23 protein-coding genes and 1 pseudogene are annotated in these 26497 nt (G+C 53.3%); 8 read left to right on the top strand and 16 right to left on the bottom strand.

Translation table 11 applies throughout. From position 1 onward, the window contains the following. Positions 1-7: 7 nt before the first annotated feature. Complete coding sequence (istA, locus tag RI501_RS10015) at positions 8-1225, bottom strand: IS21 family transposase (RefSeq protein ID WP_048734103.1); 1218 nt, start codon at positions 1223-1225, stop codon at positions 8-10. 194 nt (positions 1226-1419) lie between these two features. On the opposite strand from istA, the pseudogene RI501_RS13770 reads away from it, so the two are divergent. Then, positions 1420-1659: pseudogene (locus RI501_RS13770) on the top strand (helix-turn-helix domain-containing protein); the annotation flags it as partial. Between the two features lie 151 nt (positions 1660-1810). Here the strand turns inward: RI501_RS13770 and guaA are convergent. From guaA to helD, 4 genes are all read right to left on the bottom strand, one after another. Next, positions 1811-3367, bottom strand: coding sequence for a glutamine-hydrolyzing GMP synthase (guaA, locus tag RI501_RS10020; protein WP_057732890.1), 1557 nt, complete (start codon positions 3365-3367; stop codon positions 1811-1813). A 68-nt stretch (positions 3368-3435) separates the two neighbouring features. Continuing rightward, positions 3436-4029 carry a hypothetical protein gene (locus RI501_RS10025; RefSeq protein ID WP_313822214.1) on the bottom strand — a complete coding sequence of 198 codons (594 nt, stop codon included), beginning with the start codon at positions 4027-4029 and terminating at the stop codon, positions 3436-3438. A 12-nt stretch (positions 4030-4041) separates the two neighbouring features. Beyond that, on the bottom strand, positions 4042-4965 hold the full coding sequence (gene coaA / locus RI501_RS10030) for a type I pantothenate kinase (protein WP_313822216.1): 924 nt from the start codon (positions 4963-4965) through the stop codon (positions 4042-4044). A 160-nt stretch (positions 4966-5125) separates the two neighbouring features. Beyond that, on the bottom strand, positions 5126-7438 hold the full coding sequence (gene helD, locus RI501_RS10035) for an RNA polymerase recycling motor HelD (RefSeq protein WP_313822218.1): 2313 nt from the start codon (positions 7436-7438) through the stop codon (positions 5126-5128). A 171-nt stretch (positions 7439-7609) separates the two neighbouring features. On the opposite strand from helD, the gene RI501_RS10040 reads away from it, so the two are divergent. Beyond that, positions 7610-9466, top strand: coding sequence for a cation:proton antiporter domain-containing protein (locus RI501_RS10040; protein ID WP_313822220.1), 1857 nt, complete (start codon positions 7610-7612; stop codon positions 9464-9466). A gap of 46 nt (positions 9467-9512) precedes the next feature. Further along, positions 9513-10178 carry a histidine phosphatase family protein gene (locus tag RI501_RS10045; protein ID WP_313822222.1) on the top strand — a complete coding sequence of 222 codons (666 nt, stop codon included), beginning with the start codon at positions 9513-9515 and terminating at the stop codon, positions 10176-10178. 149 nt (positions 10179-10327) lie between these two features. Here the strand turns inward: RI501_RS10045 and RI501_RS10050 are convergent, their stop codons facing one another. Genes RI501_RS10050 through RI501_RS10075 form a run of 6 tightly spaced genes read right to left on the bottom strand, consistent with a single transcriptional unit; the run spans position 10328 to position 17098 of the window. Further along, positions 10328-12058, bottom strand: a complete 1731-nt coding sequence (locus tag RI501_RS10050) for an alpha-glucosidase (protein ID WP_313823211.1) — start codon at positions 12056-12058, stop codon at positions 10328-10330. After that, positions 11961-12323, bottom strand: a complete 363-nt coding sequence (locus tag RI501_RS10055) for a hypothetical protein (protein WP_313822223.1) — start codon at positions 12321-12323, stop codon at positions 11961-11963. The genes RI501_RS10050 and RI501_RS10055 overlap by 98 nt, the downstream gene beginning before the upstream one ends. Before the next feature lies 1 nt (position 12324). Beyond that, positions 12325-13662, bottom strand: coding sequence for a hypothetical protein (locus tag RI501_RS10060; protein WP_313822225.1), 1338 nt, complete (start codon positions 13660-13662; stop codon positions 12325-12327). Positions 13663-13665: 3 nt separating this feature from the next. Continuing rightward, positions 13666-14334, bottom strand: coding sequence for a transaldolase family protein (locus RI501_RS10065; protein ID WP_313822227.1), 669 nt, complete (start codon positions 14332-14334; stop codon positions 13666-13668). After that, positions 14315-15742 (bottom strand): glycoside-pentoside-hexuronide (GPH):cation symporter, encoded by a 1428-nt coding sequence (locus RI501_RS10070; RefSeq protein ID WP_313822229.1) that lies wholly within the window; start codon positions 15740-15742, stop codon positions 14315-14317. The genes RI501_RS10065 and RI501_RS10070 overlap by 20 nt, the downstream gene beginning before the upstream one ends. Positions 15743-15754: 12 nt before the next feature. Beyond that, positions 15755-17098, bottom strand: coding sequence for an aldehyde dehydrogenase family protein (locus tag RI501_RS10075; protein WP_313822231.1), 1344 nt, complete (start codon positions 17096-17098; stop codon positions 15755-15757). A gap of 176 nt (positions 17099-17274) precedes the next feature. On the opposite strand from RI501_RS10075, the gene RI501_RS10080 reads away from it, so the two are divergent. After that, positions 17275-18204: an IS30-like element ISLpl1 family transposase gene (locus RI501_RS10080; protein ID WP_313819825.1), complete on the top strand. Its 930-nt coding sequence runs from the start codon at positions 17275-17277 to the stop codon at positions 18202-18204. 293 nt (positions 18205-18497) lie between these two features. On the opposite strand, the gene RI501_RS10085 is transcribed toward RI501_RS10080, so the two are convergent. Continuing rightward, on the bottom strand, positions 18498-20123 hold the full coding sequence (locus RI501_RS10085) for a malolactic enzyme (protein WP_313822234.1): 1626 nt from the start codon (positions 20121-20123) through the stop codon (positions 18498-18500). A 130-nt stretch (positions 20124-20253) separates the two neighbouring features. Between RI501_RS10085 and RI501_RS10090 the strand changes: the two genes are divergently transcribed. The 4 genes from RI501_RS10090 to RI501_RS10105 all read left to right on the top strand — a co-directional run bounded on the left by RI501_RS10090 (position 20254) and on the right by RI501_RS10105 (position 22247). After that, positions 20254-20604: a LysR family transcriptional regulator gene (locus tag RI501_RS10090; RefSeq protein WP_313822235.1), complete on the top strand. Its 351-nt coding sequence runs from the start codon at positions 20254-20256 to the stop codon at positions 20602-20604. Between the two features lie 18 nt (positions 20605-20622). Next, positions 20623-21138 carry a LysR substrate-binding domain-containing protein gene (locus RI501_RS10095; protein WP_313823213.1) on the top strand — a complete coding sequence of 172 codons (516 nt, stop codon included), beginning with the start codon at positions 20623-20625 and terminating at the stop codon, positions 21136-21138. A gap of 94 nt (positions 21139-21232) precedes the next feature. After that, the gene (locus tag RI501_RS10100; RefSeq protein ID WP_313822237.1) at positions 21233-21664 is read left to right on the top strand and encodes a nuclear transport factor 2 family protein; all 432 of its coding nucleotides are present in this window, start codon (positions 21233-21235) and stop codon (positions 21662-21664) included. 73 nt (positions 21665-21737) lie between these two features. Then, the gene (locus tag RI501_RS10105) at positions 21738-22247 is read left to right on the top strand and encodes a DUF2798 domain-containing protein (protein ID WP_313822239.1); all 510 of its coding nucleotides are present in this window, start codon (positions 21738-21740) and stop codon (positions 22245-22247) included. A gap of 145 nt (positions 22248-22392) precedes the next feature. Here the strand turns inward: RI501_RS10105 and RI501_RS10110 are convergent, their stop codons facing one another. From RI501_RS10110 to opp3b, 4 genes are read right to left on the bottom strand one after another with little or no spacing between them, the layout of a single operon-like run. Further along, complete coding sequence (locus RI501_RS10110) at positions 22393-23352, bottom strand: ABC transporter ATP-binding protein (RefSeq protein WP_313822241.1); 960 nt, start codon at positions 23350-23352, stop codon at positions 22393-22395. Beyond that, the gene (locus tag RI501_RS10115) at positions 23352-24449 is read right to left on the bottom strand and encodes an ABC transporter ATP-binding protein (protein ID WP_313822243.1); all 1098 of its coding nucleotides are present in this window, start codon (positions 24447-24449) and stop codon (positions 23352-23354) included. The genes RI501_RS10110 and RI501_RS10115 overlap by 1 nt, the downstream gene beginning before the upstream one ends. 13 nt (positions 24450-24462) lie before the next feature. Continuing rightward, the gene (locus tag RI501_RS10120) at positions 24463-25491 is read right to left on the bottom strand and encodes an ABC transporter permease (protein WP_313822244.1); all 1029 of its coding nucleotides are present in this window, start codon (positions 25489-25491) and stop codon (positions 24463-24465) included. A gap of 11 nt (positions 25492-25502) precedes the next feature. Further along, positions 25503-26432: an oligopeptide ABC transporter permease gene (opp3b, locus tag RI501_RS10125; RefSeq protein WP_057732854.1), complete on the bottom strand. Its 930-nt coding sequence runs from the start codon at positions 26430-26432 to the stop codon at positions 25503-25505. Positions 26433-26497: the final 65 nt, after the last annotated feature.

The raw sequence follows: 26497 nt of genomic DNA on the forward strand, positions 1-26497 counted from the left end.
TTACTCCTCACACTTCGTCATATTGAGATAGATGTTCTGCGATAAATGCCTTAATTTCTTGATCATTCCGACCTTTAAGGAGGTCGGATTTTAGGATTTGAACGCGGTCATCCTCATGATAATTTAAGGCTTGAGTCGTAATGTCGTGCGAACGGATTGGTTCTCCGTTATAATAGATTTGAAGTTGGCGTGCATTATCAGATAGTTCAATGTTGACTGTCCGACCTATGTAACGCGGATCTACAGAGTACTTGCACTTACGGAAGTTAACCATCGATTCCTTCGATACGACACGGGTAATGTCTTCTTCGAAGAAGGAATCTAGCAGGTTAGCCGGTAGTTCGTGGAGGTACTCTTTTTCTTCGTACTCAAATTTATCTAAAGGAACTTGGTTCGTTGATTGTGACACTTCGTGATTTAAATCATCGCAGAGTTCATCGACGATATGAATCAAATCTACGCCATCATCGAACTCATAATTATATGGCCGGAGACGTTCGATGGTTCGTGCCAAGGCTTCCACGACTCCTTTTGTTTGTGGCCTTAACGGCCGACAAGCAATTGGTTTATAACCGGCATCTTGACAGAATTGTTTAAATCGTTCGTTGAACACGGCCCTTCCAAAATTAGACTTTGAGTGATCAACGACTTGCTTCATGTTATCGAACCAGATTTCATGAGGAACGCCACCAGTTGCTTCGAAGGCATCATCTAAGCAACTGAACAGGGTATCCTGACTCCGATCGAAGACTAACGTAATGAATTTCAACTTTGAAAATGGTAAAACATACAGGAAGACATTGAAGTGATGTGGCTTCCCATCGCGTGAATATAGCGTCATTTCTTCCTTCCAATCCACTTGAGCTGATAGTCCAGGCGTGTGTTCAACACGTATTGTAGCTTTATGAACTTTTTCTTTTTTGAGACCGGCGCAGTAGTTACGGACAATCGTGTATTGGCCAGTAAATCCCTTCTTCTGAATGAATTTGAAGATAGCCATCGCTGAACAGTTAAGCTCAATCTTATCTTCAATAATGTCTCGGTAAGCGTCAAGCTTACTGGGACGCTTAGTCGTTTTCTTCAACGCTATTGGGGCTTGGGCCTCTTGAAATGCTCGTTTGGCGGTGCGGTAATCAACCCCGTATTGTCGGGCTAGGGCAGCGTAGTTAGGCTTTAAATTATTTTTCACGTAAGTCTGCACTCCTTCTCGAATATCGTATCTCACATCGATAACCTCCTTGGTTCCAATGTGATTTATGATATCAAAAAATGTAGGAAAACCGACAATTTCTAATTGCCATTTTCCTACATTTTACGACCGCCATATACATATACCTATTGGCTGATACTATTGGTGAAAAATTGCAGCAAGAATTCTCTAACTCCGCTCGGCAATAAATGACATAAGAACAGCTAGCAGAGCGAACCGATCTTGATGTCTCTGTCATATCTAGAATCGAACGTGGAGCGCGAACAAATATTAGATTGGAAATGCTGAGTAAAATCGTTTATGCCTTAGGAACTGATTATGAAAGTATTTTTTCATTTACAATCCCCATACACAAAAACGAATTAAAAAGTAAGCTCGACTTGATTAATGATGAAGAGACACTCAAAATTATTGAAGAATTTCTCGACCTACTTTTAAGGTCTCAATAATATAAATTCAGTTTATAAAAAGTACGATTACCATTATTGGGTAATCGTACTTTTTGGTAGGGAACCATATAGTCTTTTAATTAATTTATGCTATTTTACTAACAACAAAATCTGTTAAATCAAAGTTATGGCTCCAACTTCACTTATATATTTATTCCCATTCAATGGTCGAAGGCGGCTTACTCGTGACATCGTACAGGATCCGGTTCACGTGCTTGACTTCGTTAACGATCCGGACGGAAATCTCTTGCAAGACATCCCACGGAATGTGGGCAAAGTCCGCCGTCATCCCATCGATCGACGTCACGGCCCGGATACCGACAGCATAGTCGTAGGTCCGGCCGTCACCCATCACACCGACGGACTTGATGTTCGGCAGCACGGTGAAGTATTGCCAAATATCGCGGTCCAAGCCGGCCTTTTTAATTTCTTCGCGTAAGATTAAATCACTGTCCCGCACAATTTGGAGCTTTTCAGGGGTAATTTCACCCAACACCCGAATCCCCAAACCAGGGCCAGGGAACGGTTGCCGCCAGACTAAGTCGCTCGGCATTCCCAACTTCTCACCCAAATCACGGGCTTCATCCTTGAACAGCGACCGCAGTGGTTCGATCAGCTGGAAGTGCATGTCTTCCGGCAACCCACCCACGTTATGGTGGGACTTAATGGTCTGCGCCGTATCCGTCCCACTTTCGATCACGTCGGTATACAACGTGCCTTGGGCCAGGAAGTCGATGCCGTCGAGCTTTTGGGCTTCGTCGTTAAAGACCTGAATGAATTCGTTACCGATGATCTTCCGTTTCTTTTCCGGTTCCGTCACGCCAGCCAACTTCTTCAAGAAGCGGTCTTGGGCGTCCACCTTGACGATGTTCAACCCAAACTTACCTTCCAGACTGTCCATCACCTGTTTGGCTTCCCCTTTACGGAGCAAGCCGTGATCGACGAAAATACTGGTCAGCTGGTTGCCAATGGCCTTGTGCAGCAGCACGCCGACCACGGAAGAGTCCACCCCACCGGATAAGCCCAGCAGGACGCGCTTGTTGCCGACGGTCTTACGGATCTGTTCGATCTGTAAGTCGATGAAGTCGTTCATCGACCAGTTAGCTTGCGCGCCACAAACATCGAACGCAAAGTGCTTCAGAATCTGGTTCCCATATTCCGTGTTGCGCACTTCCGCGTGGAACTGAATCCCGTAGAATTGACGGTCCACGTTTTGCATGGCCGAAATCGGGCAGTTTTCACTCGTGGCCACGCGGTCGAACCCGTCCGGCACCTGAGTGACTAAGTCCCCGTGGCTCATCCAAACCGTTTGGGTCTTCGGCGTATCCTTGAATAACCGAGCCTCGTCAGACAACACTTGGATGTCTGCACGACCGTATTCACGGTTATCGGCGGATTCGACCTTGCCTCCTGGTAAGTTGTGGGCCATCAGCTGCATCCCGTAGCAGATTCCCAGAATCGGAATCCCCAGGTTAAAGATTTCTGGATCAACCTCTAAAGCGTCGTCATCGTAGACACTATTTGGTCCTCCGGAAAAGATGATCCCCTTAGGTCCCCAAGCTTTGATCTCCGCGGCACTCATGGTGTGCGCTTTGAGCTCGGAGTAAACGCCTAAGTCCCGGATCCGGCGGGTAATCAGTTGATTGTACTGACTCCCGAAGTCTAAGACGATGATTTTGTCAAATTTAGACAGATCAACGTTTGCCAAGCCATTCACCCTTTCTTCTGTATGCTAAAAAAACACTGCCCTTATCATACCGGCTTTTCAAACACGGGTCAATTCTTAATTTCCGCCGTGAGCTTGTACCGCAGATGCAACAACGCGCGCCGGTCAAACGAGCGCCACTGGGTGCCGACGAACCCAAATTGCGCCGCCAACGTGGCTAGCGGGCTGCCCGGGCGCACGTCAAGTCCCACGTACCGCGCCCCACTCATTCGGGCCCGATGCAGCACGTCGCTCATCAACCATTCAGCGAACCAGCGCTGCTGATAGGTCTTATGGGCATAGCGGGGATTAACCGTCAATAGGTCTAGGTACCACTCGTCGGCCAGCGCGTGGGGGCGAATCACCGGGACTTGCGGTGCGGTGACCTGCAGCCGCCTAAACAATGCGGTCCACTGGCTGTCCAGTTGGGGTTCCCGCGCCGCCGGATAACCATACGCAACGCCCACCGCGACGCCCTGGTTCTGGTACACGCGCGCCTGCGGAAAGCCGTAACGAAAGTCCGGTTGCTGATACCCCACAAATAACAATTGCGAGAGTTGTTCCTTACTAACCCGCCGCAATTGCCGGAGCTGACGCCGTTCTAGTTCGTGCAACACCAGGATGGCTACCGCGTCGGCATCCACCACTGTGGCGTCTCGTAACATGGTGTCATCCCCTTAATATTTCCGTAATAGCAGCCGATCAATTCGGTGATGAAAGGTCTTGTGAATAATCATATCCGCGCGGTTACGCGTGGGTAAGATGTACTCTTCCAGGTTCTTCAAGTCAATGTCGTGCCAGACCTGGCGGCTCTTCGCAATGGCCTCATCATGATCCCCGATGGCGTACGGATAGTAATAGTTGGTGGGATCCTGAAAGGCCGTTTCCAGTAACAACTCGAACCGTTCCAAAAACCAGGTCTCAATCAATGACGGATCCGCGTCGACGTAGATGGAAAAGTCCGTAAAGTCACTCACATAGATTTGTTCGTTAGTGGGCAGCTGTAAGGTGTTAATCCCCTCCACAATTAGGATATCGGGATGCACGATATACTCGAACTGGTCGGGAACGATGTCGTAGACCTTATGCGAATAGACCGGAGCCTTAATTAACCCCTGCCCACCCTTGACTGCGTTTAAAAACTGAATCAGCGCGGACATGTCATAACTCTCCGGGAACCCCTTGCGCGCCATCAGGTTACGGCGTTTTAACTCCTGATTGCTATACAAAAAGCCGTCGGTGGTAATCAACTGAATTCGCTGATCCTTTAAATAGTAATTCAGTAAAACTTCGAGCAACCGGGCGGCGGTACTCTTTCCGACCGCCACACTCCCGGCAATGCCGATAATGAACGGGACTCGCCGTGGCGGCTGCTGCAAGAAGGCCGCCTTGTCCTTTTGTAACAGCTGGTAGTGATCGTACTGCAGCCGCAGTAGGTGAACCAGCGGGATGTAAACATCCTGGACGTCCTGCAGAGAAATGCGGTCGTTAAACGCCTTGATTTGCCGTAAGCTTTCCTGCGTTAACGGTAACGTAGCGGCGTTAGCAAACGCCTTCCATTGTGCCCTAGTAAATGCATTGTAGTTAATCGGATCGCTCATGAAGACACCTCGCAAAGTTAAGTTCAACCTGCCCACCGGCGGACATCCCAGTCCCGGTACTCGGGCAAATTTACCCCTCATTATACCGCATTCAGGTCGAAAAAAAGGATTTAAGACTCAATCTCCTAAACCCCTTTCTCAGTTGCTGTTTTTTCGGTCGTTAGACCCGTTCTGCCGCCGGTACGACGGTGAACTCAGCTTGTGGCACATCGCTCAACAACGGCGATAACTGCTCGATGGCCACCAAGCTTAACCGGTGCATGGCCCGCGAACAAATCGTATAGAGCAATTGCCGCTCGTCGTCGGCGCTGTAGCGGCTCTGCGAAGCCTCCCAGACGATCACGGCGTCAAATTCCAACCCCTTGGCCAGGAAGGAAGGCACCACGATGACGCCGGGGGCTAGTCGTTGATTTTCCGATTGGATCAACGTGACCGCCACCCCGTCGGCCTTCAAGGCCTCGGTCAAATGGCGACAATCGGCTAAGTCCTTACCGATGATGGCCGTGGTCTCGTGGTCGGCCGCATTCCGCTGCAGCTCTGCCTTGACCCGGTTCAACGCCGCCGTCTCGGTCGGCGCGACAGTAATTGTCGGTAACTCGCCTTCCCGGGCAAACGAGGTGACCGCTTCACCGTTCTTCAAGATGTGCTTGGTAAAATCGGTTACCTGTTGGGTGGAACGATAAGATCGCGTTAATTGAACCACCCGGGTTTTATCCGGATCGAACATGGTGCTCAGCTCATGAAGCAACGTGTGACTGTTTTCCTTGGTGAAGATGGCCTGGTTCAGGTCCCCCAGCATGGTAAAGCGTGCCCGCGGGAAGGTCGCCTTCAAGAAGGCTAACTGAAAGGCGTTGTAGTCTTGAATCTCGTCCAGAAAGACGTAACGCATATCGCGTTCTCCCGCCTTACCGGCCATCTTGTCGTACAGGTACAGGTAGGGCGTGGTGTCGAGCAGCTGCATCTTGTGGTCGCGTAAAGCCGCCACCGTGGCATCCACGCTGGTCTGCCAATCCTTTAACGTCAATTGATAATGGGCCAAATCAATCCGTTCCGGCATCTGCCGCAACAAGTGAACGTATTGATTGTTGATACTCAAAAACCGGGCCCGGACGATCGCCTTACGAACGGGTTCTAACGAACTCATTACCACCCGGCGTGCCAAGAATTGAAACTCCTTATCGGCGGAATCGAATTCACGGGGATGGTCGCCGTAGAGGCTATCCAACTGTTCCTTACTTAGGTCTTGAATGGTCTCTTCAACCCACTTACTCTTCATTTCACTGGAGATGCGCCGATTTAGAATGCGAATCAAGGCCTCCTTGGTCGCCTGCAGCCGATTGCCCAGGTGGTAGTTGCGATTAAAGCTGTAGTAGATTTCTTGGATCTTTTCCTTAGGGATAAAGACCTTCCCCTGGAATACGATATTGCGAAAAACCATGTCGCGCTGTTCCAGGTGATCGGCGTAGCCGGTTACCGCGTTGAAGAAGGCGAGACTGCCTTTTAAGGCGTTGATGCGCTTTTGCACCGGCGTGTTGGTTTCGGCGAAACGCTGCGCTAGGGTTTCGATCTTAATCTTCGGCAACCGGCGTCCCGCGTACTGGTAGTAAGTCATCTGAACCATGTTGTGCTCGCCCAGTTCCGGTAACACTTGGTCGATGTAATCGTTAAAGAGTTGGTTAGGCGAAAATAAGATGACCTGCCCGGCATTTAACTTGCCACGGTAGCGGTACAGCAGGAAGGCCACCCGTTGTAAAATGGCCGCCGTCTTCCCGGACCCCGCCGCTCCCTGCACGAAAAGCAGGTCGGACTTGGTGTCCCGAATGATTTGGTTTTGTTCCTTTTGAATCGTGGTCACGATACTCTTCATATGCGTGTCAAAATGCTCACTTAACGCCGATAAAAGCATCTGGTCGGTCACGGTCTGGTCGGTATCGTAGAGGGTGATGATGCTGCCGTCTTCAATCTGAAATTGGCGTTTTAATTGAACATCGACGGTCTGGGGGCCGTCCGGCGTCTGGTAGCTAACCGCACCGAGTTCCCCGTCATAGTAAATACTCGAGATGGGAGCCCGCCAGTCATAAATCAGAAAATGATCGGGCGTGTCGGAAAACGATCCGAGACCGATATAAATGGTCTCCGGCTTAGCCGTGGGGCTTTCCTGAAAATCGATCCGGGCAAAATAAGCCCGTTTTTCTAACCGTTTTAACGTACTTAACTCCGTGGTGGCGTGTTGCCAACTATTCTGGCGTTCGGCCAGCATCTGTTGCTGTTGGCGCACGGACAACGCCGTTTCCATGATGCCTTCATAGCTGTCCGTCTTGAGCCGTAAGTCGTTAACAAAGTTCTTGCGAATCCCAGCTTCATCGCTTTCGGCCACGTCAATCCGTTTCTTCGCCGCCGCTTGGGCCACCTTGATCTTGGCAACGACCATATCCAAATGTTTTTGCTCTTGGGCCTTAATTGAGTCTGCCAATAGAATTCCTCCTCGCTAAACCTGGACACAGTAACCGTCAATTTGTCATAATTCGCCTAACCATATTACACTTATTTCCGCGACAAATAAAGGATTCTGCCCGCAAGCCGGCTCACTGATTTTGGGGATTTTTTTGCTATAATGGACCTAACATGTCGGGGGTGGATTTAGATGGATCAATTGTCATTATTAATCATTTTAACAGCGGCGCTAGTGACGCCCTTAACCATGGCTTGGTTAAGGTTAAGCGTCTTACCAACTGCCGTCGTGGAAATTTTAGTCGGAATCTTATTAGGCCCCAGTGCCTTGAACTTAGTCCATAGCAACACCACGCTAACCCTACTTTCCAACACCGGGGTCATCTTTCTTCTGTTCCTAAGCGGGATGGAAATCGATTTTAGCCTTTTTACCAGGCGGCGGGTACCACAAACCCCGTTGGCCGCAAAGGTTGCCAGTCAGGCCCCCAAATACTCACCGGTCTTTCTGGCCGTGACCAGCTACGCCAGCATCGTGGTGCTAGCGTTGGCCTTGGGCTGGGGGTGTGTCTGGTTAGGCCTATTCAAGGACGCTTGGTTGGCCGCAATCATCTTCATGACCATTTCACTGGGGATCGTCATTGCCACCTTAAAGGAAAAGGAACTACTGAGTAAGCCGTTCGGTCAAACGATTCTCCTAATCGCCGCACTGGGAGAAATCGTGCCCCTGTTCGCGCTAACCCTCTATGCTTCCATTTTTGGCAGTAATAGCCGTTCATTGTGGCTGCTACTCTTAATCTTCTTAGCCGCCGGGATCCTTTTCTTACGGTTCAAACCATTCTTTAACTTCTATGAACGTATCAACAAGTCAACTACCCAGTTGGACATTCGGTTGGCCTTCTTCTTGATTTTTAGTCTGGTCGTCATCGCCGAGTCCGTGGGGGCCGAAGGAATTCTGGGCGCCTTTGTCGCCGGGATCGTCATGAAGCTCTTACAACCGCACGAGGATACCAAGGTCCGTCTCGACGCGATCGGTTATGGTTTCTTCATCCCCATTTTCTTCATGATGAGCGGTGCCGAACTCAATTTACGTCAACTTTTGGCCCAACCGGCCACCCTGCTTCTCATCCCCGCCTTTTTTATCGCCTACTTATTGGCCAAGGTCGCCGTTTACGCCGTCTTACGTCTCCGGTTTCACCGTAAAAATGCGCTGGCCGGTGCCGCCATTTCCAGCGTCACCATCACCATGGTCTTGGCGGTCTTACAGGTCGCTAAGACCATGCATGCCGTCACGTCACAACAGTCCGGGGCCTTTCTGCTCGCTGCCATTTTAACCTGTGTGTTGGGCCCGTTAGTCTTTAATCTCAGTTATGCGGCCGAGGCCGAAGATCTCAAACAGACCACCGTCCACTTTATCGGCACCAACCTCTGGACGGTACCGGTTGCCCAACAATTGGCTAAGAACTGGTACACCATCACCATGTACACCGACAAGGCCGCCAACTACCGCACCTATAATTCAGAGGTTACCGTCGACTTACTCGACACTTTAGAGCCAACCGCCGTCGAACAACAGAACGTCTTTGACGCCGACATTGTCGTGCTCGGCCACTTCAATGCCACCAAAAACTACCAGCTCGCCAAGGTGGCCAAGGCTTACGGCGTTTCACGCGTAATCGCCCGCTTCGAGGATCGTAACGTCTTAGACGCTCGTGAGGACGAACTCACGGACCTCGGCATCGAAGTCTTCAACACGCCTAACGTCAACATCGCCATGCTGCGCAGCCTGATTGAAACTCCCGCCACCCTGCAGTTGTTGACTTCCTCAACCACCACGGTCTACGAAGTTACCCTGCGTAACCGTCGGTATACCGATCAAGCCATCCGTCAGCTCCCATTTATTGGCGACATCACCATCAGCCAAATCTTCCGGGATCGGCATTTTATTCGACCAACTGGGGCGACCACCTTAAAGTTTAATGACCGACTTATTTTTACCAGTAGTCCCGAAACTGCCCGAGAAATTAGACGGGAGTTGGGAATTTTGAACTAGGACTATGTTAGAATGGGACGCATTCAAACGAAAAAGGAGCGAGATAATGGCGACAGTTGAACTTTATTTGGTCCGTCATGGCCAAACCTATCTGAACAAGTATTTCCGGATCCAAGGGTGGTCCGACTCCCCGCTAACCGACAAGGGAATCGCCGATGCGAATAACGCGGGGGCGCGGCTAGCCAAAATTCCATTTGCCGCCGCGTACGCTAGCGACACTAACCGGGCGCAGACCACGGCCAAGCACATCATCGCGGCCAACCAGGTCTTAACGCCGGCCGACCTGCAAACCGAGGTGGGTTTTCGCGAAGAAAACTTCGGTTACTACGAAGGCTTAGATTCTGGCTTTACCTGGCACGCCGTGGGCTCCCCGGTCGGCCTGAACTCCTTTAACGCGATGATCCGTGAGTTGACCATCGAAAAAACTAAGGACATGTTCAAAGCCCAAGACCCGTACCACGACGCCGAAAACAACGAAGAGTTCTGGGCCCGGGTTCAACCGGCCCTGGACCGTGTGATAACGGCCGCCAGTGATGGTGACAAGGTCTTGATTGCCTCGCACAGTACCACCATTCGCAGCATCGTGTCGAAGTTTAATAAAAAGATTGATATCTCCGTTCCCGTCGAAAATGGGAGCATCACCAAGTTGACCGTGACGGACGGCCATTACCAGGTTGATTACTACAACAACACGACCGGCAAGTTAAACTAACGCCAACCGGTTCACCAATAGCGGCATCCCGCAAATTGCGGGATGCCGCTATTTAGTTGATCTTAAATTTCCTAAGCCCTTTTAAATAACTAATTTCATTGGCGCAGTGTTACCGCACCGGCAGGCGATCCGGTTGAGCCAAGCTCGTCCTAGGCGTTCGCTATCAAATCTTGAAACAGCACCCGGTCCGCACTGCCCGCGCGGTAAAAAACCGGCGGCTGGCCCACTGGTGCCACCACCGTTAGCGTTTGGCGGCCAGAGTATTGGCGACCACTCCAGAGGTGAACCCACTCTCCCGCTGGTAACGTCACCGCACGACTAGTCGTGTGTGGGGTCATCACTGGTGCCACCAGCAGGTCGGCCCCCAACGTAAAGCTAGTGTGTTCCTGCCACAAGTCGGCGTTAGCTTCGTCACTCAGCATCACCGGGCGCATCACGGGTAACCCCGTCGCCGTATTCTCCTGCATGGCCCGGCGAAGATAGGGTCCTAAGCGGTGATGAATGCGCGTCATGCGTGCTAATTGGCGCAACGTGGCGGTGTCCTGACTGGGTTGGAAATTCTCGGCCGGTCGGTTGCCCTCGTGGGTGCGCATCACCGGTGTAAAGGCCGCTAGCTCCAACCACCGCAACCAAAGTTCCTTGTTGCGGTGCACGCCGTACAGGCTGGTGTACCCACCAATGTCGCTATGGGTCAAACCATTCCCGGTCAGTCCCGCCGTCAGCATCCCCGTTAACGCCGCGGGTAATCCGTCGTCAACGCTCCAATCACTACTCTGATCGCCCGCCCACAATAACGGGGCGTAGCGCTGGGTACCCGCCCCACCGGACCGAAAGAACGGGACGACTTCGCCGGTGGTGCCGGTCATTTGCAGGACATCACGGTTTAACTTGGCCCAGAGAACCGGCCAGCGGTTATGGGCCGTCAACGGATCGGCCTTACCGAAAAGGTGGGCATCGGCGGGTAAGTATTCGCCAAAATCGGCCATCCACCCGCTCATACCACCGGCCACCAATCGGTCGGCCAACACACCAGCGTACCACCGATAGGCCGCCGGATTCAGGAGGTCGACCAGCCCACAATTAAATTCACCAAAATCGACCAGGTAGGGCTGGTCGTCGGCCGTACGGACTAAATACTGTTGTTTAGCGGCCGTTTGAAACAGTGGCCCGTCGTCAACTAAATACGGATTGACGTAGCCCAGATAGCGAATCCCCCGTTGGCGCCAACGCTTGACCTGCGCGGACCAGCCCGGATAGGTTTGCGGATCGAGATGCCAGTCCCAATGGAGTCGTTGGCCAAAGCTGGTGGTCAACGGGCCGACCCAGTCCTGAGTCCACACCCCCGCAAGACGGACCCCGGCTTGTTGCGCCTGGGTCACGCGCTGGGTCACTTTAGTGGTTCCACCCTGTAACCCTAAGACCACGCCGTCCACCAGCCAATCCGGCAAGCTCGGTTGCGTGCCGAACCAGGTCTTGGTCAGTTTGACGGTATCGGCTAAGGTCGGGGCCGTCCCCAACCACAGCCCGGCCGGAATCGCCCAGGCGGACAATTCGGTGAACCGTTGATCGCGAAAATCCAATACCGCGTAAGCCGTGGTGGCCAGATGTACTAACTGGTGTCGACTGGTCAGGTAGGTCGCCTGGGGGTAGTTAGTGGTGTAGTAATCGCCACCCCCACCGTTGGCCCGGTCGGCAGCCTGGGTCACCGCCGTTTGTTTATTGCGCCCCACGCCCGGTTCGGAAGTCCAGATTGGAAATCGCCGTCCCGCCAAGTCGAAGGCACTAAATTGTTCCCCACCCCCGTAAAATCGGTCCGTGGGTAGCGCTAATAAGCGGCACCAAAATCGATTCAGTTGGCCGGCTAACGGGGTAAAGTCCAGGCGCCAGTTCGAACTGCACGGTGTTGCTAGCCTGGGTCAAACGTCGGACCCAGGGTAAGCCGATCGTGGACTGAGGCGTGTCGGTCAGCTGAAAGTTCCCGCGGTCCATGGTGACGTGGCTATACCCCTCCCCAACCGCGATGGCGGGTTGGGTGGCCGTACTGTGCAAGATGGCGGGGGACTGTTCCGCCCAGCTCAGTTGCCAATCATCTTCCACGTCCAAGTCTTGTAGGGTCAACCGATCGTGATCTAACGTGATTTGCATCCTATCCCTCCTGATCTAAAGTCGTGACGGGGACGCCTAGCCACCGCCCTAACCAGGTAACGGCCGGCGCGTAGTCCCCGTAAATCAACGCGAAGTGGGATTCGGCCCCACTCTGGGCTAACCGGTCTAACAGTTGCGTGACCGGTAAAGTGACCTGCACTTTGCCCGAGACCCCGTTGAATTGGGGCTCAACGGCTAATGCTCGGCCCGTGAAGCTGAGTAGTCGGTAGCCCTGTTGGTCCCAGTGCACTCGCAGAAGCGTGACCGGCCCGGGTTTTAACGCCCCGTCGACACTGACGCCCACGTGACGGTTGGGATGAACGCCCGCGGTGGCCGGATAATCGGGGTTACACAGTTGGTAAGCCCCGTAGTCGTGCCACAGGGTCACCGTATTGTCCGTCGGATCTAAGCGGGTGACATCGCCCAGAAAGGCCGGCGCGGTATTGCCGGTCAACGCCTGGAGTAACGCCATCGACACGGCCCCGTGAATATCGCCTTCCTCGGCCACCGGCGTGAGTTGCGCCGTCAATTGCGAAAAGACGCCCCCCGGGGCACTATCGAATTTGTCGAAGAAGTCCGGCCAACACCGCGAAGCCAGCGCTCCTAGGTGGTCCTGGTCAATTTTTTGGTGCATGACGGTCAGGTACTGGGCCATTTTAATGGCGCGCGGGTCTTCGACATCCAAACCGTGCAGGTGCTGGCGGGCATACTCGAGTTGTGGGGCGTAGTCCGCCGGCGCCAACTGTTCGGCCGCCGCGAAGGCTTGATCGATCGAATAGTGCTTCAATTGCACGCCAAACGTCCGAGTCAAGTCCCGTGGCACGGTCCCGGAGAAATCAAAACCGGTCGGATGATCGCTCACGACCCCCAACGTGAGGTGGTGGATCGCCTGATAGGCCTGCACCGAGCTGACGAATTGCCGCACCACCTGAGCGCCTTGCGGAGTATCGACCCCACCCAGATACTGCTGATAGGGTAACCCGTGGGTGTGTAAGGCGTTGGCCGTGCTCAACAGCCCGGTCAGCGCGTTAAGGTGCAACCAACCGTGAACGCTGGGTTCCTCTTCGGCCAGCAGCAAGACGGGCACCGCGTAACGGCTGATGAGTTCGTTGATAAACTCCTGGCCGGTAAAGGTCAACTGTTGGACGATCAACGCCGTGGGTTCCTGGTCGAGCGTTTCGATAAACGCCAATAATTCGGCGGGTTCCCCCAGGGGGGCCGCCGGGCTGACCAGATCGGGAATCGCTAACCGAAGCGCCGCTTGGGTCGCCGTAAAGCGTTGCTGCGCCAGTTCGGCGTCAAACTTGCGGCGCACGACGGGAAGATAAACGATGGTCATCGGCTACACCTCCTTAGCGGTTTGGTCCCAAGCGGCTTGGAATCGCTGCAGGCCCACGTCCGTATACGGGTGGGTAAAGCTGGCCTGGTAGACGCCCAGGCCGGCGGTAACGATGTCGGCCCCGGTCAACGCCGCGTTAACCAGTTGCCGACCGGTCTGCACCGCCGCCACGATGATCTCGGTCTCGCTCCCGTAATTCTGATAGATTTTAGCGATCTCTTGGACCGTTTGCAGGCCGTCTTGACCGGTGATTTCCTGCCAGTTCACGAACGGCGAGACGTATTTGGCGTGGAAGTGCGCCGGCCACAGCGCCTGCGCGGCGGAGAAGACCAGCGTCACGTTGGTGCGAACGCCCTGCTCCTCCAGTTGGCGCGCGGCCACTAGTCCGGCCGGCGTGCAGGGAATCTTGATGACGAAGTTGTCGGATTGGGCGTGCAACTGGTGGGCCATGGTGACCATCTCGTCGCTGGTGGCCAGATGAGGGTTGACCTCCACGGAGATGGGAAAGTCGGGCTTATCGGCCGCAAACTCGGCCAGTTGCTGAACCACGGTCTCGAAAGATTCCCCGCTATTTTTGATGTGTTTGGGGTTGGTGGTCACCCCATCGATGCCGTAGTCGCGGTAGGCTAACTCGATTTCGTCTAGCTTGGCACTATCTAAAAAGTATTTCATTTAAAGCCGCTTCCTTTCCGATAACTTTTGGGCGTAATTTTTCCGTTAAGACCTGCCGGTAGCGGGCTTCGGTCAGCGGATAGAGGTAGTGCATGACCATGATGGTCAAAATCGCCATCCCCGCCGAATAGAAGAACATCAACCCACGAATCCCGAGCAACGCCGTGGCCGTTTGCGTTTGGTTCGGCACGTAGCCGACCCAGGTCAATACCAGGCCGGGCACGAAGCCCGCAATGGCCTGAGACAACTTCCGGAAGTAGGTAAACGCCGAATAGACCATGCCTTCCGAGCGAATCCCGCTTTGCCACTCGCCATATTCCACGCAATCGGAGACCAACGCCCAGTTCAGCGCACTGGTAAAGCCATCCCCCAGGTACGCGATGCTGGTCAGGATCACCAACATCACCGTACTGTTGGCAAAGAAGAAGCCTAAGATGTCGGCCACGGCCCAGATCAGGCACCCCAGCACGTAGACGGTCGTCTTATCGAAGATCTTGGTCAATAACGGTACCAGCGCCACGGCCACGAAGACCATCCCAATACTAAAGACGCCCAACCAGGATTCAGCGGTGGTGTCCTTGAGGATGTATTGGCAATAGTAGACCTGGACCGTCAACTTGAGATTAAACGCCGAGAAGGTAAAGAGGTTCACCAAGCACAGCGTGACCAGCGGCCGGTTCTTTAGTAGCGCCCGGAAACTCTTTTGAATGTCGGCCTTGGTGGCCTTGGGCTTGGCCGGTTGGGTGTAGACCTCGCGAATGTTGGCATAGGCCCCCCACTGACACAAAACCCCGATCACGGCAAACCCCACCACGGCGACCAGGTAGCCGCTTTTGTCCGTGGGTAACAGGTTCACAATCGGCATAAACCCGATGGTCGCCAGCATCAGCCCTAAGTTGGAGCCAGCCTGCCGAAACGACGCCAACTCCGCTCGTTCCTGACTGTTGCGGGTCATGGTCGGAATCATCGACCCGAACGGCACGTTGGAGATGCTATAGCAGGTCCCAAAGACCATGTAGGCTAGGTAGGCCCACAACATTTTGCCGGTCACCGAGAAATTCGGAATGGAAAAATTCGCAATTAACAATAGGGCCAACGGAATCGCCGCCCATAATAGAAACGGCCGGTATTTCCCCCGCGGACCAATGTTCTGCCGGTTATCGATCCAGGTCCCGACCCCCATGTCCATGAAGGCGTCCCAGATCTTGGCGACCAGAAAGACCGTTCCGGCTAACGCGGACGGTAACTGCAAAACGTCCGTGTAGTATTTCAATAAGTACAGTTGTCCCATATCGAACAAAAAGTTATTGCCGACGTCGCCCAGCGCATACCCCAACTTGTTGCGTAGCGTGGTGGTCCGGGGAAAGTTGGTGGTTGGTCGCGGCTTGGTTAGTGATTCGGTTTCCATCGCAGCACCTCCTTAGGCGGGCAAGACCACAATCTTCGCGTTCATAAATTCCAGGATGCCCAGGTCGCTCATCTCGCGCCCGTACCCGGACTGCTTGATCCCACCAAACGGTAACTCGGGAATGCCACTAGACCCCTGGTTAATGAAGACCTGGCCGGTTGCCAGTCGACTCGCGAGGCGTTGGGCGCGCTGGTGGTCACCGGAAAAGATGCTTCCGGCCAAGCCAAACGGTGTTTGATTAGCGACCGCCACGGCTTGGTCGTCGGAATCCACCACGTACAGTTGTGCGACGGGCCCGAAAAATTCTTCTTGGGTGGCAGGGTTAGTCAGCGCTAAATCCGTCAGCAGCGTCGGGCGAAAGCCAGTCCCCCCCGGCACCGCGCCGCCGGGGATCAGGGCCGTGGCCCCGTGCTCTAACGCGCGGTTTACCTGTTCACTCAGGTGCGTTTGGCCCGCGACGGACGCCAAAGGCGCCAGGGTGGTCGCCGGATCTAAGGGATCGCCAATCAATTGGTCTTCGAAGATCGTCTTCAGTCCCCCGATCACCTGGTCGGCCACGTCGCGGTGGACGATGAAACGCTTGGCCGAGGTACAAGTCTGCCCGGCGTTACGTAACCGTGAGGTCGCCATGGCCGGAATTGCCGTGGCTAAGTCGGCGTCATCGAGAATCACACAGGCGTCACTGCCCCCTAATTCCAGGGTGCACTTCTTTAAGGCCTGGCCGGCCAGACTCGCCAAGTGCCGACCGACCGCGGGCGACCCCGTAACGGCCACACCCTGGACCCGGTCGTCGGCAATCGCCTGGGCAACCTGATCATGGGTCAACGGCAGGCTGGTGAAGGCCCCCGCGGGAATCCCCGCCGCTTGGACTAAATCCCCTAACGCCGCGGCACAACCCGCAACCTGACGCGCCGGTTTCAAGAGGACCGGGTTCCCCGCAAGGTAGTTGGGGGCCAGCACCCGGATGACCTGGGTGTACGGAAAATTCCAGGGTTCCACCGCCAACACGATGCCTAACGGGGCGTACTCTAATTGGGCGGGCGCATCGTGCGGCCCGTAAACGTAGGGTTTAGGGGTTAAAAAGGCCGGCCCGTGATTGGCGTAATACCGCAGAATGGCCGCGGCGGCGTGGGCTTCCTGTTGTCCCTCCGCAAATAACTTGTGCATGTCGTGGGCCGCCTGGGTCGCCAATTCGGCGGCCTGATCGTCGAAGAGTTGGGCTAACGCCAAAAGGTGTTCACACCGGTCGTATTGGTTGGTCGGCTGGGTCGCAAAGTAAGTTGCCCCCGCCGCCAACGCCGTGTCTAGTTGCTCGTCCGTCACCCGAGCAATCACCGTTTCAGAGTCTTGTAACATCTCACCATCGCCTTTCTGCTGGGTTGCTAAATTAGAATCCAGTATGCGAGTGGAATTTGTGAAAGTCGTGAAGATAAGGTAGATTGTAAAATTAATCCGAACGCTGTTCGGACAAAAAAGATCAGCTTCCTTTAAAATGGTGTTTACCACAAACCCATCTTTTAGGAGCTGATCTTTTGTCTAGTATAACCTATTCCGAACGAATTAAAATCGAAACCTTTTGTGAACTAGGGCTGTCCAATATCCAAATGGGCGTTCGGCTGAACCGATCACCGTCAACAATTTCTTATGAATTATCTCGATGTCAACCTTATCAGGCTGAATTAGCACAAACAGATGCCGAATACAAGCGATCACGATGTGGTCGGAAAACTAAGCTGAGCGATGAGTTAAAGCAAAAAATTCTCAACCATTTACGTCTAAGCTGGTCACCAGGAATGATTGCTCACGAATTTAAACTAGCTACTAAATCTATTTATAATTGGCTAAATCAGGGGAGAATTGATTTCTCCTTGAATGATCTACCTGAACATGGCGTACGCCAACGGCGTAACGTTGACCAACGATCCAAATATAATCAATCTTTGGGGCGATCAATTGAACAGCGTCCCATGATGATTAATCAACGTAATCGCATCGGCGATTTTGAACTAGATACAGTCGTTGGTCCTCGTGGGCATAGTAAGGCAGTTTTATTAACTTTAATCGATCGAAAATCACGGTTCCTTTGGGCATACCGGTTAAAAGATCGAACGACAGCGAGTGTTAATGAAGCACTGACTAAGTTCCTAACAACTTTTAATGGACCGGTGCACAGTTTTACTGTGGACCGTGGTACTGAGTTTAGTGGGCTAGTATCATTTGAATCACAATATGGTATTAAGACCTATTACTGTCATGCTTATACGCCAGCTGAACGTGGTAGTAATGAACGCTTTAATCGGAATTTACGTTATTTTTATCCTAAGGGGACTCGTTTTGAGCACATTAGTGCTCAAGATTTAACGACGACGTTACTCCAAATTAACCAGCGACCGCTTAAAATACTCGACTGGCAAACACCGTATCAGGTTATGCTGACCAATTTGTCCAAAAATTCGGATTAAATTTGCAATCTACCATAAGGTCAAAACAATATTAAGAAACCCCTGAAACTTTATGAACCCTTCATCATCCTTAACGCTAGCCTAAAGCCAGCTGCATGGTCTTCAACCGCTTTCGACCACGCAAAAACGGCCGTCTCCCGCAGGAAACGACCGTTACTAACCAACCTCGCGGTAAAAACAAGAAAATCTTCTTGTCGCGGTCACACTTTCATCACTGAGGTGTGTCCGCTACCAGACGTTGCTTCTCTTCTATTCTCTGGTGTGAAACGTGTTACAATTGCCGACCACTGAGCCTAGTATTCCGGGACCCATTTCATGGCCGCGACCGCTTGCTTAGCATCGGTAATGGGTTCGCGGTTCAACTGCTGGTCGAGGACGCTTTGGGCCACGACCTCGGCGATGGTTTGGGAAAACGCCGTAATCTGGCTGACCGGGGGTAAGACCGCGGCGCCCGGTTGGGTGGTGTCCACCAGGCCGCCTAAGGCGTGGCACGCCGCCGACAGGGTCTCGCCATTTAAGACCTTAGCCGTCGCTGCCATCAGCCCGAAGCCTAACCCCGGGTACATCAAGGCATTATTGCCCTGCCCAATCTGGTAGGTCACGCCCCGATAGGTCACGTCCGGCGTCGGAATCCCGGTTGCCACTAAGGCACGACCGGCCGTCCAGGTAATCAAATCCGCGGCCTTCGCCTCCGCTAACTTGGTCGGGTTGGACAACGGAAAGATCACGGGCCGTGGCGTGTGGGCCGCCATGTCCTTCACGATCTCTTCGGTGAAGGCCCCCGGTTGGGTGGAGGTCCCAATCAAAACGGTCGGGTGAACGGCTTTGACCGCCGCGGTCAGCGTCGTCAAGGCGTCCGCCTGGCTAAATTCCGACCGGTCACGAGTAAACTCGCGTTGCGCGGCGGTCAGGTCCGGCGTGTCGTTGAACAACAGCCCCTGCTTATCCACGGCGTAGATGCGTTGTTTGGCAGCCGCTACGGACAACCCGGTCCGGGTCAACTCGTCCAGAATCTGACTGGCGATGCCCATGCCGGCGGTCCCGGCACCGAAGACCATGAACTTCTGGTCTTGAATGTTTTCGTGAGCGATGTTCATGGCGCCTAAGATTCCGGCTAAGACCACCATCCCGGTCCCCTGAATATCGTCGTTAAAGGTCGCCAAGCGGTCCTTGTACTTATCCAAGATGACCTTGGCGTGATCCCGGCCGAAGTCCTCCCAGTGAAGTAACGCATCGGGAAAGAGCTTTTGTTCGGCCTGAACGAACTGGTCGATGACCGCGTAGTAGGCCTCTCCGGTCACCCGTGCGTGGCGGTTCCCCAGGTAAAGCGGGTCGTTTAACAGTTTTTGGTTGTTGGTCCCGGCGTCAATGCTGACGGCTAAGACCTGCGCTGGGTTGATCCCCGCGGCGGCCGTGTAGACCATTAGTTTTCCCACGGCGATGTCGACCCCATCGACGCCCCAGTCACCGATTCCCAGGATGCCCTCGGCGTCGGTCACCACGATCAGTCGAATATCCCGACCGTTCGCGGCGTTGCGTAACGTGGCCTCAATATCGGCGGGCGCATCGACCGAGATAAACGCGGCGTCTTGGGGATCCTTGAATAGGTGGCTGTAGGATTCGATTGAGTCGGATACCGTGGGATCGTACACGATGGGCATGAACTCCGCCACGTGTTCGCCCATCAAATGGAAGAACAGGGTCCGGTTCTCGTTGAAGAGGTCCATCAAATACAGCCGCTTGGCCAAATTAGTTGGCCGGTTCTGAAACTGCAGGTAGGCCTGTTGTGCTTGTTCGTCAATGGTCTGGACCTGACTCGGTAACGTCCCGACCAAGCCAAGGGTCTGGCGCTCAGCCTGAGTGAACGCCGTTCCTTTATTTAAAAATGGATTATTTAAGATTTCATCTGCTTGTGGCATTTTAAGTCCTCCGTTCGTTCGATTTCACAAGCCCTACTATAGTCGCCGAGAAATCTTATAGTCAATTCTCGACCGTTACATAAATATATTTTATAATGGAGCTATTAACGCTGAATTAGAGGGATTTAAAATGAACACCAGAGACCTAGCTTATTTTTATCAATTAATTCGCCAAAAAAGTTTTTCCAAAGTCGCCGATTATTTTCATGTGACTCAACCCACCATCACCATGGCCCTGAAGCGGCTGGAGGCCGATTACGGCACTAAATTGATTCAACGTGACCGGGTCCACAACCAGCTAACTGTCACCGCGACCGGCCAGCAGCTGTTGACGCACGCCGAAGCGATTCTTAACGAACTGACGGTGGCCCGCCAAGAGATCACCCGTCTGACCCAGCAGCAAACCGTCTTGGCCCTGCCCCCCATCATCGAGACCCACTATTTCCCGCAAATTGCCGCCCAGCTGCAGGCCCATCAGTAGCTAGAGAACATTCGGACCATCGAGGGCGGCTCGGTGACCCTGCGGCAGGCCCTGCGCAACGGGGAGGCCGACATCGCGTTACTGGGGTCCACGGCGCCGCTGTCTTACCAGCAGCTTCTAGCTCAGGAATTCGACCGCCAGCCCTTCACCATCTTCGTCTCGCGGCAACATCCCCTGGCTAACCGCCACCACATTGCCTTTAGCGAGCTCCGCCACGAACACTTCATCCTTTTTACGGACGACTTCGTGCACAACGCCGCCTTTAACCAACTGACCCGTCGTAACCACTTTCGACCCGACGTGGTCTACCGAGCCAACGACACCCACGTGATCATGAACCTGGTGGCCGCCAACGTGGGTATCACCTTTCTGACCAGCATCGCCGATCAACACCGCAACGACGTGGTCCGTTTGACCTTAACGGACGACGAGCAACCCGAATTTATCGCCAGCATCGTCTACCGGACCGCCCACGTGCTGACGCCCGCCCAACAACAGGTGCTGGCCGTGTTGACCCAGACGCTAGGCCGTTGACCCGCATCCGACCCTAATTGGGGGATGCCTACTGACAGCACCCAAAGTTGGTGGTTTAATAGAACTTAAGGCTTAAAAAGGAGCGTTTTAACTTATGACGTATGGTGAAGCAGAAAGTAATCTTATCTTGGACCGGTTAGTCAACCAGTGGGCCGTATTGGGGGACGAACGTAAAATCGACCAGCAACTCGACCTAATGGCCGCCAGCGGGACTTACCGGGTCACCCGGCAGGACACCGTGGTTGCCGAAGCCACCGGCCGGCCCGCACTCAAAGCCTTATTCACCCAACAGGCTCAGGCCGCAGACACGGTCTTTACCTTAAACGGCCCCCACCTCATTACCTTAAACGCCGACGAAAATACGGCCAGCGGGGTCCTGTACGCGCAAGTCAAGGTGGTCAAGGACCAAGTCTTGACCGACTACAGCGTGCGTTACGACGACCAATACGCCTTCATCGACCACAACTGGGCGATTCAGGAACGTCAAGTCCACCTCTTGATCGAAGACGCGCATCCTCTAGCCTAAAAAAAAGACTTACGAAATTTTTTGAGGTGTGGTACGCTAATTGCTCGTGGGAAATTCAACCAAGGAGCAATTTATGCCTAAAAATTTCAAAGAAGAATTATTATTTACCGCTGTAATGGCCGGCCTGATGGTCCTGGTCATGGCGGGTTACAACATTGCCTTAACCGACGGCTTCACGGCCCATTATCTCAGCGAGGTCCTAACCGGCTACCCGTTAGCGTTACTGGTCGCTGCTATCTGTGATCTGGGGATTATCGGCCCCGGCGTCAAATACCTCTTTTTCCATTTCATCATTAACGACTATATGAAACAAAAACAAATCCGGATTGCCCTAACCATCTCGTGTCTGATGGTGGCCGGCATGGTGACTCTGATGTCACTGTTCGGGATGGTGGTGACTCAGAACTTCGGGGCCAACCCCGTGTTGACCTACTTGCACACCTGGATTTTCAACCTATTCATGGCTCTGCCACTGCAACTCTTGATTGTCGGGCCCATCGCCCGGGCCATCCTGGGTGCCGTCCAACGACGGACCGCTGCCAAAACGGCGCCGGAAGCTGCCACCAAAACCTTAGAAGATTAATTCAAACTAAACGTCACCGCTACCAATCAGTGTAGGGGTGGCGTTTTTCGTTGGTCCGGGACCCACGCCCGCGACCCTGAATCCATTTATCGTGCACAAAAAGGGCTTGCCGCTTGGCAAGCCCTTTTGCGTCCCTCACAGGAGACTAATCTTTAATCAACGAAGCGGCGTGCGCCCGTTGCTTGTACATCTCAATTTCATCGTCGGCCGCCCGCACATAGTGATGCGGCGCGATTTCAACCAAGTGCCGTTCCTTACCGTCGTTTTCGTTCTTGGCGTCGTAGTGGATCTCTTGGCGCGTCCGTTCGAATTCGGGGTCCGGAACAGGTACCGCTGACAGCAGGCTCTTGGTGTAGTCGTGGAGCGGGTGCGCATAGATTTCGTCGGCGTCGGCAATTTCCAGCATCCGCCCGTAGTGCATGACCCCGATGCGGTCGGAAATGTACTTGACCATCGACAAATCGTGCGCGATAAACAGGTAGGTTAAGTCCTGTTCCCGTTGCAACTTCTTCATCAAGTTGACCACTTGGGCCTGAATCGACACGTCCAACGCGGAGATTGGTTCGTCGGCAATTACGAACTTCGGGTGGACGGCTAACGCCCGGGCAATCCCGATCCGTTGCCGTTGCCCCCCGGAAAATTCGTGTGGGTAACGACTGGAGTGGTCCTTATTCAAGCCCACGGTTTCCAGCAGCGTTTCCACTTGGTTGGTCCGGTCGGCATCGTCTTTCGCCAGATGGTTGATGTCGATACCTTCCGCCACGATATCCTTGACCTTCATCCGCGGATTGAGTGACGCGTACGGGTCTTGGAAAATCATTTGCATGTCTTGGTGGAACTTATGACGATCTTCCTTACTGGTAAAGTTATCGACGTTCTTGCCGTCAAACAGGATCTCGCCGGACGTGGGTTCGTACAAGTGAATGATGGCCCGACCGGTCGTAGTTTTCCCAGAACCGGATTCCCCGACTAACCCAAAGGTTTCCCCCTTGTAGATGTCAAAGGAAATGTCATCGACCGCGCGAACTTCATCGACCTTGCCCACGTTGAAGTATTGCTTGAGGTGCTTGACCTCGAGGATTTTTTCGGCATTTTCGTAGTCCATTATTGCTGTTCCTCCTCTTCTTCAACGGGTCCGTGATGCTGCTGAGCCAATAAGCCCTTTTGCATCTTAGCGTATTGTTCTTGGCGCGCCACGATTTGGGCCGGTGGCGTCACCTTCGGCGCATCCGGATGAAGTAACCAGGTGGCCGCGTAGTGCGTATCGGAAACCTTGAAGAACGGCGGTTCCTTTTCCGTATCGATCTTTAAGGCGTACTGGTTCCGGGCCGCAAAGGCATCCCCAGTTGGCGGATCCAACAGGTCCGGTGGCGTCCCGGGAATGGATGGCAATTCGTCACCCTTAGTATCCAGCGTCGGCATCGAACTCAGTAGGCCCCAGGTGTAAGGGTGCTTGGGGTTGTAGAAGATTTCGTCCACGGTCCCATATTCAACGATCTTCCCGGCGTACATGACGGCGACCCGGTCGGCCATGCCGGCCACAACGCCCAAATCATGCGTGATAAAGATGATTGACGTCGAGATCTTGTCTTGCAATTCCTTCATCAAATTCAGAATTTGGGCCTGAATCGTCACATCCAACGCGGTGGTTGGTTCGTCGGCGATCAACACCTCCGGGTAGTTGACCAAGGCAATCGCAATCACGATCCGTTGGCGCATCCCCCCTGAGAATTGGTGCGGGTAGTCGTTCATCCGGTTTTCGGCGTCGGTAATCCCGACCAACTTCATCATTTCGAGGGCCTGCTTTAAGGCCTTTTCCTTCTTCATGCCCTTGTGGATCATCAACGGTTCGGCGATTTGCCGGCCGATCCGCATGGTGGGATCCAACGAAGTCATTGGATCTTGGAAAATTTCGGCAATGTCTTGCCCCCGAATGGCTTGCATTTCTTTTTCCGACTTCTTTAATAGGTCCTGACCCTTATACATGATGGAACCACTGGTGATTCGGGCGTTCGAGGCGTTTAAGCCCATGATGGTCCGCGTAGTAACGGACTTTCCCGAACCGGATTCCCCCACGATGGCTAACGTTTCACCCTTCCGCAGGTCAAAGCTAACGTTCCGAATCGCTTTAACGTCCCCGGCGTAGGTCTTGAAGTTAACCTGTAAGTTCCGGACTTCCAAAATATCTTTTTCGTTATCCATGACGTGCATTCACCTACTCTTTCGTCCGTGGATCAAAGGCGTCCCGCAGCCCATCACCCAAGAGGTTAAAGGCTAACATGATGATGGAAAGAATCAACGCGGGCCACCACATCTGATACGGCAAGAACTGGAAGTTCTTTTGCCCATCGTTCAACAACGTCCCTAGTGAAGCCTGGGGTGACGAAATCCCGATCCCGATGTAGGACAAGGTAGCTTCGAAGAAGATCGCGTTTGGAATGGTGAACATCGTGTTAATGATGATCACACTCGATAGGTTCGGCAACAAGTGCTTGAAGGAAATCTTCATCGAACTTTCCCCCAAGGTTCTGGCCGCAAGAATGAATTCCTGCTCCTTTAACTCTAACGTCTGCGCCCGGACTAGTCGGGCCATGTTGACCCACGACGTCAGCGCGATGGCGATAATGATCGAGGTCATCCCGGGTTTTAAGATCAAAATCAACAGGACAATCACGACCAGGTTAGGGATGGACAAAATAATTTCGATAATCCGCTGCATGATGGTGTCGACTCGACCACCCTTCCAGCCGGAAACCATCCCGTAAGTCACCCCGATAGTCAAATCAAATAACGTGGCGACCAACGCAATAATCAGGGAAATTCGTGTCCCGTAAAGGACCCGGGAGAACAGGTCCCGGCCTAAGTAGTCGGTCCCCATGATGTAGTAGGTCCCGGCACTGGCCCCCGCCTGTTTGTAGGCGTCGACCCGTTGGCCCGCTTGAACCAACGTCCCGTTAAACCCGTTAATGCCCACGCCCGGAATCTTGGACGGTAAGTTGGCGTACGACGGGTTAACGGCGTTCGGGTTGTGCGGTGACACGACCAATGATCCGAAAGCCATGATAAAGATAATCGCTAAAACGATGAGGGACACCCAGGCCCCCTTGTTTTTCTTCAGTCGACGCCAAGCATCTTGACGGAACGTCAGCGATGGGGCAGCAATTTTTTCACTGTCGAGCGCTTGCCGTTCGGCCGGCGTCATCGGCTTAAAGCTATCTTCTGGGAGTTTTACTGTATCTGCCATTTATTTACCTCCTAGTTAGCCTTTCCTGTAATCCGAATCCGCGGATCAACGATACCGTAAAGGATATCGGTAATCAGCAGCACGACACACAACATAAAGGAGTAGACGATGGTCAGCCCCATGATGGTTGGGTAGTCGTTAGTCAAGACGGACTTCACAAATTGTTCCCCAATCCCGGGAATCGAGAAGATGTTTTCCACCACCATCGACCCGGTCATGATGTTGACGGCTAACGGTCCCACAATGGTAATCAACGGAATTAAACTGTTCCGCAACGCGTGATGGTAAATCACGCCCATCCGACTGAGCCCCTTGGCCTTCGCTAATTCGATGTAATCCGAACTCAATACATCGACCATTTCGGTTCGCACGAACCGGGCGGATTCAGCTAACGGTGCCGCGGCCAACGCTAAGGTTGGTAACACGGTATAACTGAAGCCCCCCCATTCGGCAATGGGGAACCACCCAAGCTTTAACCCCAGGTAGTACTGCAACAAGACCGCCAACACGAAGGACGGAATGGAGATCCCTAAGATGGAGACCACCGTGGCCGACGTATCGACCCAACTATTTTGCTTCATCGCGCCAAACGCCCCGATGATGATTCCCACGATGACCCCCACGATGATAGCTTGCAGCCCAATCTGCAAGGAGGGTTCAATCCGACTGGAAATCAGGTAGGACACCGGTTGGTCACTGAACTGGAATGACGTCCCGAAGTTCCCCTTCACTGCCCCGGCAAGGTACAGCACGTATTGCTGCCAAACCGGCTTATCCAACCCGTATTGCTTGTAAATCAACGCAATCTGGCTCTTGGACAGCTTGGCTTGGTTGGTCAATGGCGTCCCGGGAAGCAGCTTCATCAGGAAAAACGTTACGGTAATCACGATGAATAAGGTCAGGATCAAGTAAAAGATCCGCTTTGCTAGGTATTTTGCCATTTGTTTACCTCTTCTCAATCAGTAGACTTATTCGTTACCATATAAGTTCCACAACTTAATAAAAA

The sequence above is a fragment of the Levilactobacillus zymae genome (assembly GCF_032190635.1).
GTDB classification, from domain to species: Bacteria; Bacillota; Bacilli; order Lactobacillales; family Lactobacillaceae; genus Levilactobacillus; species Levilactobacillus zymae_A.

What these genes read in the sequence shown, in the direction of transcription:
- RI501_RS10025 (WP_313822214.1), bottom strand. Translation starts at nt 4,029, where the DNA reads ATGTTACGAGACGCCACAGTGGTGGATGCCGACGCGGTAGCCATCCTG.
- coaA (WP_313822216.1), bottom strand. Translation starts at nt 4,965, where the DNA reads ATGAGCGATCCGATTAACTACAATGCATTTACTAGGGCACAATGGAAG.
- RI501_RS10040 (WP_313822220.1), top strand. Translation starts at nt 7,610, where the DNA reads ATGGATCAATTGTCATTATTAATCATTTTAACAGCGGCGCTAGTGACG.
- RI501_RS10045 (WP_313822222.1), top strand. Translation starts at nt 9,513, where the DNA reads ATGGCGACAGTTGAACTTTATTTGGTCCGTCATGGCCAAACCTATCTG.
- RI501_RS10055 (WP_313822223.1), bottom strand. Translation starts at nt 12,323, where the DNA reads ATGCAAATCACGTTAGATCACGATCGGTTGACCCTACAAGACTTGGAC.
- RI501_RS10060 (WP_313822225.1), bottom strand. Translation starts at nt 13,662, where the DNA reads ATGACCATCGTTTATCTTCCCGTCGTGCGCCGCAAGTTTGACGCCGAA.
- RI501_RS10065 (WP_313822227.1), bottom strand. Translation starts at nt 14,334, where the DNA reads ATGAAATACTTTTTAGATAGTGCCAAGCTAGACGAAATCGAGTTAGCC.
- RI501_RS10070 (WP_313822229.1), bottom strand. Translation starts at nt 15,742, where the DNA reads ATGGAAACCGAATCACTAACCAAGCCGCGACCAACCACCAACTTTCCC.
- RI501_RS10075 (WP_313822231.1), bottom strand. Translation starts at nt 17,098, where the DNA reads ATGTTACAAGACTCTGAAACGGTGATTGCTCGGGTGACGGACGAGCAA.
- RI501_RS10085 (WP_313822234.1), bottom strand. Translation starts at nt 20,123, where the DNA reads ATGCCACAAGCAGATGAAATCTTAAATAATCCATTTTTAAATAAAGGA.
- RI501_RS10090 (WP_313822235.1), top strand. Translation starts at nt 20,254, where the DNA reads ATGAACACCAGAGACCTAGCTTATTTTTATCAATTAATTCGCCAAAAA.
- RI501_RS10100 (WP_313822237.1), top strand. Translation starts at nt 21,233, where the DNA reads ATGACGTATGGTGAAGCAGAAAGTAATCTTATCTTGGACCGGTTAGTC.
- RI501_RS10105 (WP_313822239.1), top strand. Translation starts at nt 21,738, where the DNA reads ATGCCTAAAAATTTCAAAGAAGAATTATTATTTACCGCTGTAATGGCC.
- RI501_RS10110 (WP_313822241.1), bottom strand. Translation starts at nt 23,352, where the DNA reads ATGGACTACGAAAATGCCGAAAAAATCCTCGAGGTCAAGCACCTCAAG.
- RI501_RS10115 (WP_313822243.1), bottom strand. Translation starts at nt 24,449, where the DNA reads ATGGATAACGAAAAAGATATTTTGGAAGTCCGGAACTTACAGGTTAAC.
- RI501_RS10120 (WP_313822244.1), bottom strand. Translation starts at nt 25,491, where the DNA reads ATGGCAGATACAGTAAAACTCCCAGAAGATAGCTTTAAGCCGATGACG.
- opp3b (WP_057732854.1), bottom strand. Translation starts at nt 26,432, where the DNA reads ATGGCAAAATACCTAGCAAAGCGGATCTTTTACTTGATCCTGACCTTA.